We start from the raw sequence: 20,715 nt of genomic DNA on the forward strand, positions 1-20,715 counted from the left end.
TACTTCTGGATATGAAAAATCAAATCTTAAAAAACAGTATAACAGCAATTGCCTTTTTATGGGCAGTTGCTGCTTTTTCGCAAAATGAAAGCCACAGCTCATTGTCGTTAGATTCATTTTATTCGAAAATAAAAAGCCAAAAGAATCCGCAGATTGTTGATGCGAGAACTCCTGAAGAATTTGTTTTGAATCATATTGAAGGCGCTGTAAACTTTAATCTTCAATCTGAAAACTACGCGCAATCTGTTGCTAAATTAGATAAAACTAAACCCGTTTTTATTTATTCTATCGGAGCTGGCCGAAGTGTGGCTTTAGAAAAAGAATTGTTAAAAAATGGCTTTTCTGAAGCCTATAGTTTAGATGGCGGAATTGCCAACTGGATCGGAAACGGAAAACCTTTTTACTCGAATCTTAAAAGCAAATTGTCATTGGCAGAATTCAATAAAATCATTGCTGCTAATAAAACTGTTCTAGTAGATATTGGATCCAAATACTGCGCGCCTTGTAAAAAAGTAAAACCAGTTTTAGAAACCATCAGATCTGAATACGGAACCCATTTAAAAATCGTAGAAATCGAATTGGAAGACAGTCCGCAAGTTATTGCCGATTTAAAAACAGTAAAAGTTTTCCCGACTTTAATTTTATATGAGAATGGTAAAATTGTTTTTAAGAAAGAAGGTATAAATGATTTGAAAAGTGAAGTTGATGTTGCGTTGGCTTCGAAGTAAAGCTTTTAAACCATACAAAAAATGTGCGTAAAACTTTGTCAAAGTTTGAAACTTTGACAAAGTTCTATAAACGTACAGTTTGTCAGGCTGAGCGAAGTCAAAGCCCGCAATCAAAATCGCCAATCTTTGTAGAGTTTCTTGCGGAGTTACTGGCGAAGATTTCTCCTTCGTCGAAATGACAAAAAAAAATCAATTCCACTCAAACCCAACCAAAACCATATATGGCAACCTATAAAAAAATAACCAAAATTGTTACCCTTATTTTACTAGTGCTTCTCATTCTGGCAGCATTTTTATTCTGGCCTATTAACACTGACGGAACATTAGTCAAAGAAGATCAAAAACTTGCCGAAGGGAAAAAAGCCTTTTTAGCTTCAAAAGCTCCATCTGATTCAACAGTAAAAAAGACGAATATTATTATTCTCCTTGCCGATGATTTAGGCAAATATGATATTTCGCTCTACGGCGGAAAATCGACTCCTACTCCACAGATTGATTCTTTGGCGGCTTCGGGAGTTACTTTTACCGATGGATATGCATCGGCAGCAATTTGTTCGCCCTCTCGTGCGGGTTTGATTACAGGAAGATATCAGGAACGTTTTGGACATGAATATCAGCCAGGAGATCGCTATCCGAAAAACAATCTCGAATATTATGCCTTCAAATATTTGGTGAATACTAATAAGTGGAGATTAAATGATAAAATCGAATATCCAAACGATGCTTCGATTAAAACGCAAGGACTTCCAAAATCTGAAATCACATTTGCCGATTTAGCCAAAAGACAAGGCTACAGCACTGGAATTATAGGAAAATGGCATTTAGGTCATAACAAAGGATTCTTCCCTTTAGATCGTGGTTTCGATTATCATTACGGATTTTATCAGGCATTTTCGCTTTATGCACCTGAGGATAATAATCCTGATATTATCAATTATCATCATAAAGATTTTACAGACAAAACGATTTGGGGAAATGGTCGCGTTGGAATTGGACAAATTCGTAGAGACACTACCATTATTGATGAGAAAGAGTATTTAACCGAAAAATTTGCAGAAGAAGCCGAAGCTTTTATTGATAAAAATAAAAACAGACCTTTCTTGCTTTATATTCCGTTTAATGCGCCACATACGCCATTTCAGGTTCGTAAAAAATATTACGATCGTTTTCCGAATGTAAAAGATGAAAACAAACGCGTTTATTTTGCCATGATCAGCGCTTTGGACGATGCAATTGGAAGAATCCGCGAAAAAGTCAAAAAGGAAGGTCTTGAAGAAAATACCTTAATTGTTTTTGCCAGCGATAACGGTGGTGCCGATTATACTTTTGCCACAACAAACGCACCTTTAAAAGGCGGTAAATTTTCTCATTTTGAAGGCGGAATCAATGTTCCTTTTGCACTTTCTTGGAAAGGAAAAGTCAAACCTCATACTGTTTACAAAAATCCTATAAGCACTCTAGATATTTTCACAACCATTGCATCAGCGATTGGTTCTGATTTACCAAAAGATCGAGTTTATGACGGAGTTGATTTAGTAAAAACGGTAAATGAAAATAAAGTAGCGCACAAAGATTTATATTGGCGTTCGGGCGATGCAAAAGCCATTAGAAGCGGCGACTGGAAATTAGTCATCAGCGGAAGAACACATGAAAAATGGCTCTACAACCTTGCTTCTGATAAATTTGAAAAAATAGACCTCTCACAAAAAAATCCTGAAAAAGTAAAGGAATTACAAGCCGCTTTACAAAACTGGGAAAAGGGATTGATTAAGCCTCTTTGGCCTAATTTAACCTATTACGAATTTGACTTTGGCAAGCAAAAATACTTTGTCGATTTGTAACCAATCTACAAACATTACAGACTAAATAATTCTAATATCCTAACAGGTTTTAAAAACCTGTTAGGTATTTACTTTTAAGTCAGTACAGGTAAAACAGAAAACCTACACAGATTCAAAATCAACTACATAGCAGTTATTATTTAATTCCCTATAAATGATACCTAACAGGTTTTTAAAACCTGCTAGGATAACAAAATTAATTAAGAATACAATGTCAACCTCAACAAAATTTACTATCCACGAAGACTGGACCGTCGTTATTCTCGGTTTTCTAATTATCGGAATTTCTCTCTTTATTTTTCTGCCAGAAGTTCCTGTTTTTAAATGGACAAATGGAACAGACTTAATAAACAATGTTTTCGAAATTAAAAACATTCAAACAATTGTTCTACAATTCCTTTATTTTATTGCTATCGGAACAATCGGCACTTTTTTAGTTGGAAAATCAATTAAAAATTTCATTTTCGGATTTCCAATCATCTATATCCTGACCATAATCGCCATAATCATTGCAGGAAATTCTGAAGTAAAAGCGCTAAATCTAGAAGCAGTTATTTTCAGTTTAGTCATCGGATTGATTATTGGCAATTTCTTCAAACTTCCCGAATGGTTTCGTTCTGCTTTATCAACCGAACTTTTTGTCAAAATCGGATTGGTTTTATTGGGAACGAGTGTTATTTTTTCTGATATTTTAAAAGCAGGTTCCTTAGGTTTAATTCAGGCTTTAGTGGTAGTTTTATCGGTTTGGTATTTTGCCTTTTGGTTATGCAAAAAACTAAAAATCGACGACGAATTAACCATGATGATTTCGAGCGCAGTTTCTATCTGCGGTGTTTCGGCGGCGATTGCAACTTCGGGCGCTATAAAAGGAGATTCAAAAAAACTGTCTTATGTCATCACGATGGTTTTGGTTACCGCAATTCCGATGATGATTTTTATGCCGATAATTGCCAGTCATTTTAATTTTCCCGAAGAAGTTACGGGCGCTTGGCTCGGCGGAAGCATTGACACTTCTGGAGCTGTCGTCGCATCTGGAACTTTGGTGGGCGAAACGGCCTTAAAAATAAGTACGATTGTCAAATTCTCTCAAAATGTTTTATTGGGTATAGCCGCTTTTGCCATTTCGATTTATTGGACTTACACTCATAACAAAAAATCTGAAGTTCAAGAATCTAAACCAACTCTCGGCGTAATCTGGGAGCGTTTTCCAAAGTTTGTCATTGGTTTTATTGCTGCTTCTATTGTCTTTTCGTTTTTTGTTGCACCAGAAACTCGCGATGAACTAAAAGAAAGTTTAAAAAATCTCCAAGGCCTTTGGTTTGCTTTGGCTTTTACGAGCATTGGATTGGAAACCAATTTTAAAGATTTGCTTCAAAATAATAGCCGAAAACCTTTAATAGCTTTTCTCGCTGCGCAATTTTTTAATATCCTTATTACATTGATTATCGCTTTTTTGCTTTTTAAACCTTGAAATATTCCTACGGAATATCTCGTTGGTAAATAAAATCGCATTGTTTAGAATTGTGTCCTGTAAGGACACCTGATTTTACAGAAATAATATATCGCTGCATTAATGAAACGTTCCTACGGAATGAATTATTTTTTAATTTTCAATTGCCTCCAGCTTCAGCTGGAGGTTTTTGATTTAACATTCCAGAGGCTTTAGCCAAAATTAAAAGTTTGGCTAAAGCCTTTTTCTACTAGACAACATAAACCTCCAGCTGAAGCTGGAGGCAATTCATTTAATTCATATCAAATTAAAAAATAGTTCACTCTAAAAGAAGAAAAGGTTTAAAACCATTCAGTTAATAATTAAAAAAGCAAGTAAAAACTGTATAAACAAAATAGTTTAAATCTATTTTTATTTTTTAAAACAAAAACACTAAACAACTAATATATAATTACTTAGAAATATTTGAAATATATTTCACATTCTTTAAATATACTTTTCCTGGAAAAAAATTAAATAAACTTTTGGTTTTCATTATAATAAAATTAACTTTGTCTATAGGATTAGTAGAGTTTAAACAATAAAGAACTACATTTTGAAAACAACAGCTTACACATCGCATTACATTCTTCCTGAAAAATTCACTTATAACACTTTTGGTTATATATGCATGTGTTGTTAAAATCCAATCTTCGTTTTCGTTTCTTATCGAAAATAAAATCACAAACTAAATTTCACATTGACAATAAACGATTGATACCTTAAGTGTATTGAAAGAACAATTATGTCAAAACCATATTAACTAAAAAAAATAATAACTAAACAAGATTACAAAATGAAAATAATGCACTGCCCTATCCTTTCATAGTAAAAACCATTTCTGCGGCAACAGAAATGGCAAGACTCAAAGAACATTTATCACTAAAGAAAGCCTTCGGAAATTGGAAAACCAATTTTCCGTACCGCTTTATTATTTAAATCCAAAAAAGTAATGAACAAGCAATTACATGCCTTTTTGTGGCTTTTTGTATTCTTAATTTCGATCGGAATTAAAGCACAAAATACACAGCCCTTAATTAATTCGACCTTAAATGGTACCGTTGTAGATCAAGTTACCAATCAGCCCATTCCTGGCGTAACGATTCAAATTAAAGGAACAACTCATAGTTCTGTAACCGATTTAGACGGAAAATTCTATTTTCAAACGGGACAAAAATTCCCTTATACTTTAATCGTAAGCTATTTAGGTTACGTTACCGCAGAGCATATCGCAACCAAAGATTTCATTCAGATTTCGTTAAAAGAAGATGTAAAAGAATTGAACGAAATTGTAATTATTGGATACGGAAGCACTTCTAAAAAAGATTATACCGGAGCAGCCGAAACAGTAGCCCAAATGTCATTAAAAGCAACTCAAAAAACGCTTGAAAGTTCACTTCAAGGTTCTGTGGCTGGTGTTAACGTAACACAAACTTCGGGTCAGCCGGGCGCAGGAATGAGTATTCGTATTCGTGGAGGAAGTTCGATTCAGGGCGGAAATGAGCCTTTATACGTAATCGACGGCTTTCCGTTATACAATTCCGAAGTCACTTCTGGTGTTTTGAGCGGTACGCCAACCAATCCACTTTCAACCATAAATCCGTCAGACATCGAGTCGATTACGGTTTTAAAAGATGCTTCTTCAACAGCCATTTATGGTTCTAGAGGCGCAAACGGAGTTGTAATTATCACAACCAAAAAAGGTTCAAATACTGCTACAACTGTAAATTATGATTTTACAATCGGCCAGCAGTCGGTTCGTAAAAAAGTTGATGTTCTAGACGCACAAGGTTTTTCGAGATTAAGAAATGCCGCTTTGTATGATTCTAATCCAGCGGGCGGAACAAACCAATATCTGAGTGATGCACAAATTGCGCAATTAGGAAAAGGAACCGACTGGCAAGATGCGGCTTTCCAAAAAGGACTGACACAAAATCACCAATTAAGTGTTTCTGGCGGAAACAATCAGACCAAATATGCCGTTTCTGGAAACTATTACAATCAGGAAGGAATCATAAAAAACACAGGTTTCGAACGTTTTAGCGGACGTGTTAATTTAAATTCAAAAATAAGCAGCAAAGCGAGATTTGGTTTGAACTTAACGATTGCCGAAACCAAATCGAAAGTAGCGCCGAGCGGTTTGGTTACAGCTTTATTGAGCATGCCTCCAACTGCAACGATATATGAACCAGACGGAAGCTATACTTTAAGAAATCCGTTTGAGAATATTTTTGCCAATCCGATTGCGACATTAAACGAACGCAAAAATCAATCTATTACCGATCGTATTTTAGGAACTATTTATGGTGAATATGATATTTTGAAAAATCTGGTTTTGAAAGTTTCTTTTGGAACCGATATGATTTTCAACAAAGAAAAAAGCTATTTGCCTTCTAGCATTTATGAAGGTTCTATTACAAATGGAGAAGGAAAAATCGGAACTGCCGATTCTAGAAGCTGGTTAAACGAGAACACCTTAACGTATACAACAGTAATTGGAGAAAAACACCATTTGAATGCTTTGGCGGGTTATACACAGCAAAGTTCAACCAGAGAATTTAATACTTCTGGATCACAGCAATATGTAAATGATATTACAGGTTACTACAGTTTACAAAGCGGAAATGTGGCTTTAATGCCAACTTCTGGCGAAAGCACTTGGGCGTTAAATTCGTTTTTGTCGAGGGTAAATTATAATTATGATTCGAAATATTTCTTAACAGGAAGTATTAGAGCCGATGGTTCTTCACGATTTGGAAAAGACAATAAATGGGGTTATTTCCCTTCTGTTGCCGCAGCTTGGCAGATTAGTAACGAATCGTTTTTTAATCCTGTAAAAGACGTTATCAATAGTTTAAAAATCAGAACAAGCTGGGGTGCTACAGGAAATCAGGAAATTGGAGAATATCAGTCTTTATCAACTTTGACGAGTGTAAAATATCTTTTTGGAGATCAGATTTATACTGGTTTTACGCCTACGCGAATTGCAAACAACAATTTAGGATGGGAATTAACGAATCAGTTTGATGCTGGAGTTGATGTTGGCTTCTTTAATGATAAATTGAATCTGACGGTTGATGTTTATCGCAAAACAACCAAAGATTTATTGTTAGACGTTCAGCTTCCGTACACAACAGGGTTTACTTCTTCGCTTCAGAATTTTGGATCTGTTCGTAATCAGGGAATTGAATTTGGCTTGAATGCTTCTCTTGGAAACACAGCTTTTTCTTGGACATCGAACTTTAATATTGCATTTAACCAAAACAAAATTATTGCTTTAGGAAATGGTGCCGAATTCTATACTTTCGGAAACTATATTTTAAAGGTTGGCCAGTCTTTAGGAACTTTCTACGGCGCGGTTACTGACGGAATTTTACAAACAGATGAAGTGGCGACAAAAGGAGTTTATACCGGAAATGCAACACCAAAAGCTGGAGATCGTCTCTATAAAGATATTAACGGAGATGGAGCATTTACAACCGCTGCAGACAGAACCAGTATTGGCGACGCACAGCCTGATTTTGTTTTCGGATTCTCAAATAATTTCACTTATAGAGGTTTTGAATTAGCCATTTTAGTAAACGGTTCTGTTGGAAATAAAATTCTTAACGGAAACTTACAAGCTTTGGAATTGTACAACGGACAGCAAAATGCATCAACCTCAGCTTTGGATGCTTGGACACCAACCAATCCGAGTACTACAACGCCAAGAGCAAAATTAGATCCAGCTCCGGTTTTCTCTAATCGTTTTGTAGAAGATGGTTCTTTTGTGAGATTAAAAAACATTGCTTTCAGTTACAATCTGCCTAAAAAAATATCCGAAAAACTAAGCTTAACCTCCGTAAAATTTAGAGTAATTGGAGAAAACTTATTAACGTGGACCAAATACACCGGCTACGATCCTGAAGTAACAAACGGAACGACAATTTCTCCTGGAACAGATACTGGAATTTACCCAGCTTCTAAAACAATTTCAGGCGGATTAATCGTAACATTCTAAAAGACTTATCATGAAAAAAAATATAATATTCAGTTTAGCAGTACTCTTTTTAGTGAGTGCCTGCAATTCTTTAGACGAAGATCCGAAAGCTTTTATTTCGTCTACCAATTTTTATAAAACCACCGAAGATGCTGATGCTGCAGTTATTGCTATTCATAATGCTATAAACAGTTCGACGCATACATTATACAATCGTTTAATTCAGATTGCAACCGAAATGGCAACAGACGACTACGAAGCGGGACCAAGAGCCAGAAATGCACATGTTAGAGCTTTGTCGAACTTAACGCACGATGCATCAAACGACCGTATGATTGAATTATGGCGACAAAGTTATGACGGAATCAACAGAGCAAATGTGGCAATTGACAATATCGCGAAGAATCCAAATCTTAATTCACAGAAAGACAAAGATTTAATTAACGAAGCAAAGTTCTTACGAGCCCTTTTATACTTTAATTTAGTACGATGGTTTGGAGATGTTCCGCTGGTTTTACACGAAACAACAGTTTTAACGCCAGAAGCAATCAATGTCAGCAATACACCAGAAGCAGATGTTTATACTCAGATTGAAAATGATCTAATTGATGCAGAAGCACTTCCTGTAGTGCAACAAAATAAAGGCCGAGTAACGGCTGGCGCTGCAAAAAGTATTTTGGCAAAAGTATATTTAACTGAAAAGAAATGGCAGAAAGCAGCCGAAAAAAGTAAAGAAATCATTGACAGCAAAGTTTATGATTTGTTCGAAAATTATGCTGATGTATTTAATGTGGCAACCAAAAACGGAAAAGAACATATTTTCTCCGCTCAATTTAAAGGCTTAACAAATTGGAATGGAAATATGCTGGCTTCTACAGCTGCTCCAACTTCGGTTCCTGGAATTGCAGGAGATCAAGCAGATGCATTGCATAAAGAAGGTAAACTTTTTGAAGCATTCGCTGAAACAGACAAAAGAAAGTACATCACTTTTGCAGTCGAATTTGTAAGTCCGACTGATGGAAAAACGTATAAAGTTACGCCTCATTTCAACAAATATTTTGATCCCGCGACGCCAACTTCGCCGGGGCAGTCTTCTAAAAACACGCCAATTATACGTTTTGCAGAAGTATTGTTGATTTATGCAGAAGCTTTAAACGAACAAAACGGAGTGTCCAACTCCAGAAGCGTATGCCGCAGTTGACCGAGTGAGAACAAGAGCAGGTGTTGAATTATTGGCAACAACTTCTCCAGCATTAGGCCAAGACGCGTTTAGAGAAGCCGTTTTTGAAGAAAGAAGAAAAGAACTGGTTTACGAATATCAGCGCTGGTTTGATTTGGCAAGAAGAGGCCCAGATTATTTTGTAGCAAAATTAAAAGCAGCAGGAAAAACTAACGCACAGCCAAAACATGTTCACTTTCCTATTCCGCAGAGAGAATTGGATTTGAATCCGAATTTGAAGCAAGTTCCAGCTTGGAGATAAAAAATACACTAACAGTAAATTATAAATGAGATGAATAAAAGAATAAACATTTTATTTTCTGTTTTATTGACAGGAATAATAGGTTCTTATGAAACCGAAGCCCAAACCGCATCATCTAAACCCAACGTAATTTTAATTATGGTAGATGATATGGGATATTCTGATTTAGGAAATTACGGTTCTGAGATAAAAACGCCAAATTTAGACCGTTTAGCGAAAGAAGGAACGCGTCTTCGTGAATTTTACAACAATTCGATTTGTGCGCCTACGAGAGCTTCTTTATTAACTGGGCAATATCAGCACAAAGCGGGAGTTGGTTACTTTGATGTGAATTTGGGTTTACCAGCTTATCAAGGCTATTTAAACAAAGAATCTCTGACTTTAGGAGAAGTTTTCCGATCTGGCGGTTATAGCACTTTAATGTCAGGAAAATGGCACGTAGGTTCAGAAGATCAAGCGCAATGGCCAAACCAAAGAGGTTTTGATAAGTTTTACGGAATCTTAAAAGGTGCCGCGAATTATTTTGATACAAAACCGCTTCCGTTTGGGAAAACGGCTTATCCTGTGAAAATGATCCGCAATAATGAAGAACTGCATCCAAAAGACGATTCTTACTACTTCACAGATGAAATCGGAAACAATGCGGTTAATTTCTTAGACGAACAAAACAAAGAAAACAAACCTTTCTTTTTATACTTAGCCTTTACAGCGCCTCACTGGCCATTACAGGCAAAACCTGTAGATATTGCCAAATACAGAGGGAAATTTGACGAAGGCTGGGATGCTTTAAGAGAAAAAAGAATTCAGAAATTAAGAGAAAACGGCATTTTGCTTCCTAACCAAACTATTGCTCCAAGAGATCCAGAAGTTCCAGAATGGGATAAACTGACGTATGACGAAAAACAATTCTGGAAAGCTAAAATGGAGGTTTATGCCGCGATGGTAGACAACATGGATCAAAATGTTGGAAAGGTTTTAGATAAACTGAAAGCTTTAAAGAAAGATAAAAACACTTTAATCATTTTCATTGCAGATAATGGCGCTCAAGGCGGATTCAATACGTACAATCCATTAAAAAGAGGTTTAGTTCGTAACGACGGGCCAATCGGAACTTCTGGTTCTTTTGATTATCAGGAACAAAACTGGGCCTATTTATCGAATACGCCGTTGCAAGATTATAAAAATAACATGCACGAAGGCGGATTCAGTTCTCCTTTTATCGCTTGGTATCCATCTAAAATTAAAGCGGGAAGAATTGATAAAGGAACGGGACATATTATTGACCTTGCTCCTACTTTCTACGAATTGGCAGGAATTGAATATCCTAAAAATTTAAATGGCGTAACTTCTAATCCGCTTCCTGGAAAAAGTTTACTTCCGGTTTTATTTGACAATGCATCAGAAGTAAATCGTGGCGCTCCATTATTCTGGGAAAGAGCTGGAAATAGAGCGGTTAGAGAAGGAAAATGGAAATTGGTTTCTATTTATCCGTCTTACCAATGGGAACTTTACGATCTTGAAGCAGACCGTGGAGAAACTACAAACGTAGCTTCACAAAATCCTGGAATTGTAAACGATCTTTCGGCCAAATATTTTGATTGGGCAGATAAAACAGGAGTTGTAGAATACAGTAAATTCAAACAAAAAGGAGAATTGATTCCGGGCGCTGCGGCTAAGAAATAATTCAAAACTTTAAAAAAATCATCTTTTTTGAATTTTTTAAAGCATTCAAGGGTCGAAAAATGAGTTCTAAAAACTTATTCTTCGACCCTTTTTATTGTCCCAAATAAAACACAATCAACTAATAAACAACACATTAAAAACAAAATATTTTATTTATCTCTGAATAATTTCATAACGCCTCAAATAAATTTCAAAAAAGATTTGGATTTTACCATAATAAATATAACTTTGTCTACAGAATTAGTAGAATTTAAATAATTAAAGCACTACATTTTGAAAACAGCAGAAAAAATATCGTCTCACATTTTTCCTAAAAATTATACATACAATACATTTTGTTGTATGTGTTTCTGTTGTTAATTCCTTCACTATTTTCTTTTTAGCGATTTCCATTTTTAAAAAATGGGAACCAAAAAGCGATTCTCTTTATTTCCCAAACACTTTCCTACTGTAATCCTATAATCACTTTGCTGTTTTGCATCAAGAGGATTATTATGTCATCAAATACTATTTAAAAGGTTTTGATTCAGATATCAGTTATGGTAATAATTTCAATTACAAACCAAAAACCAATTGTTATGAAATCTTTTTATCACGAAATAGCGCGACAACATCAGGAATTATTAATCCTCCCTGAAAAAAAAGTTATCCATCAGTTTATTGATGATTTCTTCCTTCTGCTGTATTCAAATACAACAAAGACTTATGAAACTGAGGCATCTGTAAGGTATAAATTCAATCTTCTTGAAAAACAGTTTGATGAACTAGTCACCGATTTTTCTCCCAAAAGTGATTCGAGACAACAAACTGAAATTTTTTTTGAAGCCATTCCGCATTTACACAAAAAAGCCATAAACGATGCGCTTACCATTTTTACGAAAGATCCGGCCGCAAAATCCTTTGAAGAAGTCTTGTATTCTTACCCCGGCTTTTTTGCTATTGCGGTTTATCGATTTTCACATCAATTATGGGAACAGGATCTAAAACTTCTTGCCAGAACTATATCTGAATATGCACATATTAAAACCAGTATAGAAATTCATCCCGGCGCTCAAATCGGAGATAATTTTGCCATTGATCACGGAACCGGAATTGTAATTGGTGAAACCACAATTATTGGCAATGATGTACAAATTTATCAAGGCGTTACGCTTGGGGCTTTGAGTGTGAAAAAAGAAGACGCATTTATAAAAAGACATCCAACAATTGAAGATAGTGTGGTAATCTATGCCAACAGCTCCATCCTTGGCGGTCAGACAATCGTTGGAAAAAATTCAATTATTGGCGGTAATGTCTGGCTTACTAACAGTATTCTTCCAAATTCTATTGTGTATCATAAGAACGAAATAAAAATTAAAACACTTTCAGAAAACAAAAAGGAAACACAAAAAGACACTACAATCCTAACTTTCAATTACAACGCAGGAGAGAGATATTTATCTGTAGATGAGCTGTTTGAATAAAATTTATGAATAACTTTAAGGAATCAAAAAATAAATTATAAACCTATTAAAACTCAAAAAAAATGGCCGAAACAAAACCACAACAGACCGCATTAGGCGATGTTGCAAGCAAGACAGCTCGCAATAGCAACTCGTACCGTTCCGCAAATCGGAACTGTAACACCAAGATGGCTAACACATTTATTACATTGGACACCAGTAGAATCGGGCGTATTTCGTTTAAACAAAGTTAAAAATGCCAATCATATCGAAGTAGATTGTTCTGCTCGTGACGAAAGGGTTTTACCGAATACTTTTGTTGATTATATCGATAATCCAAGAGAATATAATCTTGCGGCAGTACAAACCATTGTTGATGTTCACACCCGTGTTTCTGACTTATACAGTAAACCTTACAACCAGATTTCAGAACAACTTCGCTTGGCAATTGAAACGATTAAAGAACGTCAGGAAAGCGAACTAATAAATAATAAAGATTATGGTTTATTGAGCAATGTTGTGCCTTCACAAATCATTAAAACACGTACAGGAGCTCCAACTCCTGATGATTTGGATGAATTGCTTACAAAGGTTTGGAAAGAACCTGGATTCTTTTTACTACATCCATTGGCAATCGCAGCTTTCGGACGCGAATGTACTCGTCGTGGCGTTCCTCCTCCTACTACATCTTTATTTGGATCTCAGTTTTTAACTTGGAGAGGAATTCCGCTTATTCCTTCGGATAAACTGCCAATTGTAAAAGGAAAATCTAAAATCATATTATTGCGTACAGGCGAAAGCCGTCAAGGCGTTATCGGATTAATTCAGCCAGGTTTGCAAGGCGAACAATCTCCAGGGTTATCAGTTCGCTTTATGGGAATTAACGAAAAAGCAATTGCTTCTTATCTGGTTTCACTTTACTGCTCTTTGGCTATTTTGGTTGACGATGCCATAGCTGTATTAGAAGATGTAGAAATAGGAAAGTATCATGAGTACAAATATTAACCACAACGGTTTACCTAACATAGACGATTTGCAGCATTTGGCAAACGAATTGTTCAAAGCCTTGCCCAACGAGTTTCCAAAAGAAATATCGTTAAGTCCGGATAAAGCCGAGCATCCGCGTGCGACAAAGATTGCAGAAACGTTCTTGCAAACAGGAAACATTGGCTCATTAGATCAAATTCCTTTAGCAGTTCGGTCGAATGTGCAACCGACTCAGCATTCGTTTAGCGGGTTTGGCGCTTCTCCTACCTTATCCAATTACGAAAACACGGGAGCTTTTGCTTTACCGCCAAATGCTGGAGCGGGATTTGATCCAAAGGGCGAAAAGAGTTCTTCTGGAGTTCAGGAAAATCATGATTTAAACATCGATGATCCGCATACTGGATTTCATGATATTAATTTGAATAATGGGAATCCGCACCTGAATGAAGAATCTGCTTTTTCGCCATTATTGCTCAACAATCAATATCTGCCATTTCAAACAGAAAATTCTTCTTTTGAAATTGAGTTGCAGGCTGCATTAGCTTTTGTTGATACACAATTTAAAAAACGAGAAGATTTTCCGTTAAACGGAAATGAAACAGCAACATCGTATTATTTTTTAGACCAGAATCCTTTTGCGTTTGATAGAAGAAGTGCCAATATCGTCGTCGGAAATTCTTTTGATGCTAAAGAAGTTAATCTTTTTAAAGGACATCATTTTAATGCCGAATTGGTCAAAAAGGATTTTCCAATTCTGAGAGAAACCGTAAACGGAAAACCTCTAGTTTGGTTTGACAACGCCGCAACGACTCAGAAACCACAATCAGTTATTGACAGAATTGCCTATTTCTACGAACATGAAAATTCAAATATTCACCGTGCGGCACACGAACTAGCTGCTCGCGCCTCTGATGCCTACGAAGCTGCCCGCGAAAAAGTAAAAACTTTTTTGAATGCCCGTTCGGTAAACGAAATTGTTTTTGTACGAGGCGCAACCGAAGGAATAAATCTAGTTGCTTCAACTTGGGGCGATCAGAATTTAAATTCGGGCGATGAAATTATTGTCAGTAATTTGGAGCACCATGCGAATATCGTTCCCTGGAAACGTCTTGCCGACAAAAAAGGTTTGAAGCTAAGAGTGATTCCTGTTGATGATGACGGTCAGATTTTATTGGATGAATATGCAAAACTGCTAAATCCAAGAACGCGTTTAGTGGCTTTTACACAAGTTTCAAATGCACTGGGAACTGTAACTCCAGCTAAAAAAATAGTTGAAATGGCACACGCTGCCGGAGCAAAAGTTTTGATTGATGGCGCACAATCCGTTTCGCATATGAAAGTAGATGTTCAAAATCTGAATCCGGATTGGCTGGTTTTCTCGGGACATAAATTATTTGGTCCGAACGGGAATTGGCGCTTTGTACGGAAAAGAAGATTTATTGAACGAAATGCAGCCTTATCAATCTGGCGGTAACATGATTCAGGATGTGACTTTTGAGGAAATAAAATACCACAAAGCACCTAATCGTTTTGAAGCTGGAACAGGAAATATTGCCGATGCCATTGGCCTTGGCGCTGCTATTGATTATGTAACGAAACTGGGAATTGAAGCGATTGGACAATACGAGCATTATTTACTAGAATATGCGACAAACCTGTTGAAAGAAATTCCAGGAGTACGATTAATAGGAACTGCCAAAGATAAAGCGAGCGTCTTGTCTTTTAACCTTCAAGGCTACTCAAACGATCAGGTCGGACAGGCCTTGAACAAAGAAGGCGTTGCGGTAAGAACAGGACATCATTGTGCACAGCCTATTTTACGCAGAATGGGAGTTGAAACTACGGTTCGTCCTTCATTAGCTTTTTACAACACAACTCAAGATGTAGATACTTTTATTAAAACCTTATGGGAACTTAAGAAAGTGAAATTCTAAAATAAAAATGAGTCAATGCTTTAAAAACATTGACTCATAAGAAATAGTTACTTTTTTTGATATTTTAAGTAATTATAAACAGAAGGCGATTGTTTCATTACAGTCGCCTTTTTATATCATTAAAGTTACGGAGAATTAATTAATTTTTAAACTCCTCCAAAGATTTCTCGATAATCTCAAGACATTCATTAATTTGCTCTTCGGTCATTACCAACGGCGGAGCCAATCTAATTTTGTTTCCGTGAGTTGGTTTTGCCAATAATCCGTTGTCTCTAAATTTTAGGCAGATTTCCCAAGCCAAATCAGAATCTTCATCTGTATTGATTACGATTGCATTCAAAAGTCCTTTTCCGCGTACCAGCGTAATTAGGTTGTTTTTTTCAGCGATTTTATTCAATCCGTCTCTTAAAATAACTCCTAAACGTTCTGCATTTTCAGCCAGCTTTTCGTCTTTAATAACTTCCAAAGCTGCAATCGCTACAGCCGCTGCAACAGGATTTCCTCCAAAAGTAGATCCGTGTTGTCCTGGTTTAATCACATTCATGATTTCGTCATTACATAAAACAGCTGAAACTGGATAAACTCCGCCAGAAATCGCTTTCCCTAAAATTAAAACATCAGGCTGCACATTTTCATGATGAACGGCTAATAGTTTTCCTGTACGTGCAATCCCTGTCTGAACTTCATCGGCGATAAAAAGAACATTGTGTTTTTCGCAAAGTGCTTTCGCTTTCGCTAAATATCCTTCAGAAGGAACATAAACTCCAGCTTCACCCTGAATTGGCTCAACCAAGAATCCAGCAATATTTTTAGATGAATTTAAAGCATTTTCAAGCGCTTCCAAATTATCATATTCAATTTTGATAAACCCATCTGTAAAAGGCCCGAAGTTTTTACGAGCTGTTTCATCATTAGAAAATGAAATGATAGTTGTCGTTCTTCCGTGAAAATTATTCTCACACACAATAATCTGTGCCTGATTTTCAGGAATTCCTTTTACTTCGTATGCCCATTTTCTTGAGATTTTCAAAGCAGTTTCAACTGCTTCTGCACCAGTATTCATTGGAAGAACTTTATCAAAACCAAAATAGTTTGTTACATATTCTTCGTAGTTTCCTAATTTATCATTGTAAAAAGCACGAGAAGTCAAAGTCAGTTTTTGCGCCTGCTCTACCATTGCATTTACAATTTTAGGATGACAATGACCTTGATTTACCGCAGAATAAGCAGATAAAAAATCATAATATTTCTTTCCGTCAACATCCCATACATATACGCCTTCTCCGCGCTCTAAAACTACAGGAAGCGGGTGGTAATTATGAGCACCATATTTGTTTTCTTTTTCAATCAAAACTTCTGATTTTGATGAAAGTGTTTTTTCTGTACTTATCATAATATGCTTTTTATTTCTACAAAAATATTAAAATTAAACAAATAACCACTTGCAAAACGATATTTTGACTTAAATATAACAAAATAAAAGTCAAAAACTCAATTTAATCACTTCTAAAAAGACATATTTATTTTTTTCGAAATGAGATTATGTGTTCGTTTATTAAAAAAAAGAATTACTTTTATAAATAACAAAGACTCAATTTTTAACCGATTTATATTGAATGGAATTATTAGACGAATTTGATATTAGCATTATCAAAGAATTGGAAAAAGATGGAAGAATGGCCTTTTCTTCTATCGCCACTAATCTTAAAATATCAAATACAATGGTGCATCAGCGTATTAACAGAATGATTGAACAAGGTGTGATTTCTGGGATAAAACCTATTATTCAGGAAAAGAAAATTGGTTACGATTGGGCTTCTTTTACTGGACTTACATTAAATAAAGATTCTGATTCTGAAAGAATTATTGAGGCTCTTAAAGAAATTCCTGAAATTACCGAATGCTATTACGTAACCGGTTCTTTTACGCTTTACATAAAAATCATAGCAACAAATCACGAACATATGCGCCGTATTCTTTACGAAAAAATCGACGGAATTCCAGGCATTGACAAAACCGACTCTATTGTAGAATTGGGTTGCGCTTTTAAACGAAACATATCCTTATAAAAAGAAAACCATTCTTTTAAAGTATTGGTTACAAACCTCACAAGAATTTACTTGTGAGGTTTTTTTGTAACATAATATTTCTGATATTTGTTAAAAATTGAAGAAATTATGAAAAACTCCATAATCATTTTATTCAGTGCAATCTTATTCTCAAATCTTATGAATGCGCAATTAAAACCATTAAAATATACAGAAGGAAGCCAGCAACTTAATGGCTTATTTATAAAATCTGCTAAAAAAAGCAGTAACAATCCAGGAATTTTACTTCTACCAGCATGGCTTGGGATTGATAATGCTTCTAAAGGAATCGCTGAAGAATTATCTAAATTGGGCTATCATGTTTTTATCGCTGATATTTATGGCGAAGGAAATTATCCTAAAAATACTGGCGAAGCAGGAAAACAAGCTGGTTTTTATAAAACAAATTTTGAAGCGTATCAAAAACGTATTGATGCCGCTTTGAAAGAATTAGTTAAATCTGGCGCAAATGCCGATAATATTGTTGCCATTGGGTATTGCTTTGGTGGAAGCGGTGTTCTTGAAGCGGCCGCGGACATTTGAATGTCAAAGGTATTGCTTCCTTTCACGGTGGTTTAGGAAAAGATGCCAGCAGAAAAAATGAACCTATTGCTACCAAAGTTCTTATTTGTCATGGAGCCGATGATCCGTTTGTTTCAAAAGACGAAATCGCTGCTTTCCAACAGGAAATGCGTGATGGCAAAGCAGACTGGGAAATGATTTATTATGCAAATGCCGTCCACTCTTTTACTAATCCTGAAGCAGGAAGTGATAATTCTAAAGGTGCGGCGTATAATGCTGTGGCTGCAAAAAGATCTTTTGACCATTTACAGCTTTTCTTAAACGAAGTCCTGAAAAAATAATTTCAAAAAACAAATACCTAAAAACTACCAAAACAAATCAATTAAAATAAACCAATGTCACATAACAAAATTAGAGAAGACAAAACTTGTCTAAATTGCAGACATGTTGTGGAGCAGAAATACTGCCCCAACTGTGGACAAGAAAATAGTGATAGCCGAAAGACTTTTCATCATTTATTTATTCACTTTTTTGAAGATTTAACCCATTATGAAAATGCTTTTTGGAAAACAATAAAAAATCTTCTTTTTAAACCATCCACGCTTACTAAAGAATACCTTTCGGGAAAACGCTTGTCTTATCTTGCGCCAGTTCGACTTTACATTTTTATAAGTTTTATTACTTTTTTATTAATTGCAATGTTTCCAAATAATGTTGGCGAAAAAATTGATAAAAGTGAAGAAGCACTTAACAAAGAACTCTCTAAGGCTACTGATAGCTTAAATATAAGCAGAAAAGACGACAAAAGATACTTTCATTTTAAAACAATGAAAGAACTTGATTCGATTCAAAAATATGGAAAAGAAAGTGAGAAGCTAAATGCTTCTTCGTATTGGTTTTCAGAAAAAGCAATACACGTTACGGAAAAATATACCAAAAAAGAGATTTATGAAAAATTCGTTGAATCGTTCTTTCATAACCTCCCTAAAATTCTCTTCATAATCATGCCGTTTTTTGCTTTTTTCTTGTGGCTTTTTCACAACAAAAAAAGATGGTATTATTTTGATCACGGAATTTTCACACTACACTATTTCTCTTTCCTATTACTGATTTTCCTCATCATGTTTGTTGTTGACAGATTGATTGGTCTTTTTGGAGAAGATAATCCGCTGTCTTTTATATCATCAATCACAACATTTGCAGGAACCATCTGGATGTGCTATTATTTTTATCCTGCACACCACCGTTTTTATGGCGAATCAAGAATAGTCTCTTTTATAAAAAGCTTTTTATTGTTTATAATAAATTCTCTTTTTATCCTATTTTTACTGACTTTATACGTTCTTTACACATTTATTAATTTACACTAACTAACTAGAATGAAAAAAATACTCATTTTATTTTTAGTTGTTACTGCGTATTCTTGTAAAACTGCGCAGTCAACAACAGCCAAAGACAATTCGGATCCGTCAAAATATGTTAAAGCTATCAGTGAAAAAGATCTTAAAAAAATGCTTTACACTATTGCTTCTGACGAAATGGAAGGTCGCGAAACGGGTTCTAAAGGACAGAAAAAAGCAGGTCTTTACATGATCGAGCAATACAAAAAAAGCGGAATTTCTTTTCCAAAAGGAGCGTCGGACTTCTATCAGCCAGTTCCTGCAGCATTTATGAATGCAAAACGCAATCAAAACCTTCCAGATTCAGAAAACATCTGGGCTTACATTGAAGGTACAGAAAAACCAAATGAAGTTTTGGTAATTTCTGCACATTACGATCACGTGGGCATCAAAGACGGCGAAGTTTACAACGGTGCAGATGATGATGGTTCTGGAACTGTAGCGGTAATCGAAATGGCTAAAGCTTTTGCTAAAGCTAAAAAACAAGGTCACGGTCCAAAACGTTCTATTTTGTTTCTTCATGTAACTGGTGAAGAGCATGGCTTACACGGATCTCGTTATTATTCTGAAAATCCATTATTTCCTATTGCCAATACAATCGCAGACATCAACATCGACATGATAGGACGTCGTGATGTTGAGCATTCAAATACAAACAACTACGTTTATGTAATTGGTGCTGACAGATTATCTTCTGATTTACACAATGCAGTTGTAGCTCAAAACGAAAAATATATCAAAATGGACTTAGATTTTAAATTTAATGATCCAAAAGATCCAAACCATTTCTATGAGCGTTCTGACCACTATAACTTTGCAAAACACGGTATTCCAGCTGTTTTCTTCTTCAACGGAGTTCACGAAGATTACCACGGAAAAGGTGACGAACCTCAAAAAATTGAATACGACGCTTTAACTAAAAGAACAAAACTGGCTTTTGTTGTAGCTTGGGATTTAGCTAATAGAGAGAATAGACCGGTAGTTGATAAGAAATAGTTTTTTTTAAGATACTAAGATTCTGAGATGCTAAGATTCTAAGTTTTATTTTAGAAACGATCATAAAAAAAAGGATGAGTTTTACTCATCCTTTTTTTGTTTTATATATTTTTTGATTTACTTTTCTCAAAGCTAAAAAACTTAGA

General features: G+C 35.5%; 15 protein-coding genes and 1 pseudogene. 15 read left to right on the top strand and 1 reads right to left on the bottom strand.

The genetic code is table 11. The annotated features are described in order from the left end of the window. Positions 1-11 precede the first annotated feature (11 nt). The 11 genes from ACPWTF_RS04915 (at position 12) to ACPWTF_RS04965 (ending at position 15,564) form a co-directional block, all read left to right on the top strand. Positions 12-728, top strand: coding sequence for a thioredoxin domain-containing protein (locus ACPWTF_RS04915; protein ID WP_427874645.1), 717 nt, complete (start codon positions 12-14; stop codon positions 726-728). A 221-nt stretch (positions 729-949) separates the two neighbouring features. Then, positions 950-2,569, top strand: coding sequence for a sulfatase-like hydrolase/transferase (locus ACPWTF_RS04920; RefSeq protein ID WP_427874646.1), 1,620 nt, complete (start codon positions 950-952; stop codon positions 2,567-2,569). Between the two features lie 211 nt (positions 2,570-2,780). Beyond that, positions 2,781-4,040, top strand: coding sequence for a YeiH family protein (locus ACPWTF_RS04925; protein WP_427874647.1), 1,260 nt, complete (start codon positions 2,781-2,783; stop codon positions 4,038-4,040). A gap of 970 nt (positions 4,041-5,010) precedes the next feature. Then, complete coding sequence (locus ACPWTF_RS04930) at positions 5,011-8,058, top strand: SusC/RagA family TonB-linked outer membrane protein (protein ID WP_427874648.1); 3,048 nt, start codon at positions 5,011-5,013, stop codon at positions 8,056-8,058. 10 nt (positions 8,059-8,068) lie between these two features. Beyond that, positions 8,069-9,238: a RagB/SusD family nutrient uptake outer membrane protein gene (locus ACPWTF_RS04935; RefSeq protein ID WP_427874649.1), complete on the top strand. Its 1,170-nt coding sequence runs from the start codon at positions 8,069-8,071 to the stop codon at positions 9,236-9,238. Positions 9,239-9,242: 4 nt separating this feature from the next. Continuing rightward, positions 9,243-9,518, top strand: coding sequence for a RagB/SusD family nutrient uptake outer membrane protein (locus ACPWTF_RS04940; RefSeq protein ID WP_427874650.1), 276 nt, complete (start codon positions 9,243-9,245; stop codon positions 9,516-9,518). Positions 9,519-9,548: 30 nt separating this feature from the next. Beyond that, the gene (locus ACPWTF_RS04945; RefSeq protein ID WP_427874651.1) at positions 9,549-11,201 is read left to right on the top strand and encodes an arylsulfatase; all 1,653 of its coding nucleotides are present in this window, start codon (positions 9,549-9,551) and stop codon (positions 11,199-11,201) included. A gap of 578 nt (positions 11,202-11,779) precedes the next feature. Continuing rightward, positions 11,780-12,664, top strand: coding sequence for a serine O-acetyltransferase (locus ACPWTF_RS04950; protein ID WP_427874652.1), 885 nt, complete (start codon positions 11,780-11,782; stop codon positions 12,662-12,664). Positions 12,665-12,763: 99 nt separating this feature from the next. Further along, complete coding sequence (locus tag ACPWTF_RS04955; protein WP_427874653.1) at positions 12,764-13,648, top strand: family 2A encapsulin nanocompartment shell protein; 885 nt, start codon at positions 12,764-12,766, stop codon at positions 13,646-13,648. Continuing rightward, complete coding sequence (locus tag ACPWTF_RS04960; protein ID WP_427874654.1) at positions 13,632-15,104, top strand: aminotransferase class V-fold PLP-dependent enzyme; 1,473 nt, start codon at positions 13,632-13,634, stop codon at positions 15,102-15,104. The genes ACPWTF_RS04955 and ACPWTF_RS04960 overlap by 17 nt, the downstream gene beginning before the upstream one ends. Then, complete coding sequence (locus ACPWTF_RS04965; RefSeq protein WP_427874655.1) at positions 15,025-15,564, top strand: aminotransferase class V-fold PLP-dependent enzyme; 540 nt, start codon at positions 15,025-15,027, stop codon at positions 15,562-15,564. Before ACPWTF_RS04960 ends, ACPWTF_RS04965 begins: the two co-directional genes overlap by 80 nt. Positions 15,565-15,703: 139 nt before the next feature. Here the strand turns inward: ACPWTF_RS04965 and rocD are convergent, their stop codons facing one another. After that, positions 15,704-16,957: an ornithine--oxo-acid transaminase gene (gene rocD / locus ACPWTF_RS04970; protein WP_427874656.1), complete on the bottom strand. Its 1,254-nt coding sequence runs from the start codon at positions 16,955-16,957 to the stop codon at positions 15,704-15,706. Between the two features lie 223 nt (positions 16,958-17,180). Here rocD and ACPWTF_RS04975 point away from each other — a divergent pair, with 223 nt between their 5' ends. The 4 genes and pseudogenes from ACPWTF_RS04975 (at position 17,181) to ACPWTF_RS04990 (ending at position 20,569) form a co-directional block, all read left to right on the top strand. After that, on the top strand, positions 17,181-17,633 hold the full coding sequence (locus tag ACPWTF_RS04975; protein WP_095928823.1) for an Lrp/AsnC family transcriptional regulator: 453 nt from the start codon (positions 17,181-17,183) through the stop codon (positions 17,631-17,633). Positions 17,634-17,741: 108 nt separating this feature from the next. Then, positions 17,742-18,514, top strand: a pseudogene (locus ACPWTF_RS04980) (dienelactone hydrolase family protein). A gap of 54 nt (positions 18,515-18,568) precedes the next feature. Continuing rightward, complete coding sequence (locus ACPWTF_RS04985; RefSeq protein ID WP_427874657.1) at positions 18,569-19,543, top strand: DUF3667 domain-containing protein; 975 nt, start codon at positions 18,569-18,571, stop codon at positions 19,541-19,543. A 9-nt stretch (positions 19,544-19,552) separates the two neighbouring features. Continuing rightward, entirely contained in the window at positions 19,553-20,569 is a 1,017-nt protein-coding gene (locus tag ACPWTF_RS04990) for a M28 family peptidase (protein ID WP_095928825.1), read from the top strand. The last annotated feature ends 146 nt before the right edge of the window (positions 20,570-20,715 follow it).

The organism is Flavobacterium sp. MMS24-S5 (assembly GCF_050320125.1).
Taxonomy (GTDB): domain Bacteria; phylum Bacteroidota; class Bacteroidia; order Flavobacteriales; family Flavobacteriaceae; genus Flavobacterium; species Flavobacterium tyrosinilyticum.

Excerpts from the sequence above, each read along its gene's own strand:
- ACPWTF_RS04915 (WP_427874645.1), top strand. The coding sequence starts at position 12 with ATGAAAAATCAAATCTTAAAAAACAGTATAACAGCAATTGCCTTTTTA.
- ACPWTF_RS04920 (WP_427874646.1), top strand. The coding sequence starts at position 950 with ATGGCAACCTATAAAAAAATAACCAAAATTGTTACCCTTATTTTACTA.
- ACPWTF_RS04925 (WP_427874647.1), top strand. The coding sequence starts at position 2,781 with ATGTCAACCTCAACAAAATTTACTATCCACGAAGACTGGACCGTCGTT.
- ACPWTF_RS04930 (WP_427874648.1), top strand. The coding sequence starts at position 5,011 with ATGAACAAGCAATTACATGCCTTTTTGTGGCTTTTTGTATTCTTAATT.
- ACPWTF_RS04935 (WP_427874649.1), top strand. The coding sequence starts at position 8,069 with ATGAAAAAAAATATAATATTCAGTTTAGCAGTACTCTTTTTAGTGAGT.
- ACPWTF_RS04945 (WP_427874651.1), top strand. The coding sequence starts at position 9,549 with ATGAATAAAAGAATAAACATTTTATTTTCTGTTTTATTGACAGGAATA.
- ACPWTF_RS04950 (WP_427874652.1), top strand. The coding sequence starts at position 11,780 with ATGAAATCTTTTTATCACGAAATAGCGCGACAACATCAGGAATTATTA.
- ACPWTF_RS04955 (WP_427874653.1), top strand. The coding sequence starts at position 12,764 with ATGTTGCAAGCAAGACAGCTCGCAATAGCAACTCGTACCGTTCCGCAA.
- ACPWTF_RS04960 (WP_427874654.1), top strand. The coding sequence starts at position 13,632 with ATGAGTACAAATATTAACCACAACGGTTTACCTAACATAGACGATTTG.
- rocD (WP_427874656.1), bottom strand. The coding sequence starts at position 16,957 with ATGATAAGTACAGAAAAAACACTTTCATCAAAATCAGAAGTTTTGATT.
- ACPWTF_RS04975 (WP_095928823.1), top strand. The coding sequence starts at position 17,181 with ATGGAATTATTAGACGAATTTGATATTAGCATTATCAAAGAATTGGAA.
- ACPWTF_RS04985 (WP_427874657.1), top strand. The coding sequence starts at position 18,569 with ATGTCACATAACAAAATTAGAGAAGACAAAACTTGTCTAAATTGCAGA.
- ACPWTF_RS04990 (WP_095928825.1), top strand. The coding sequence starts at position 19,553 with ATGAAAAAAATACTCATTTTATTTTTAGTTGTTACTGCGTATTCTTGT.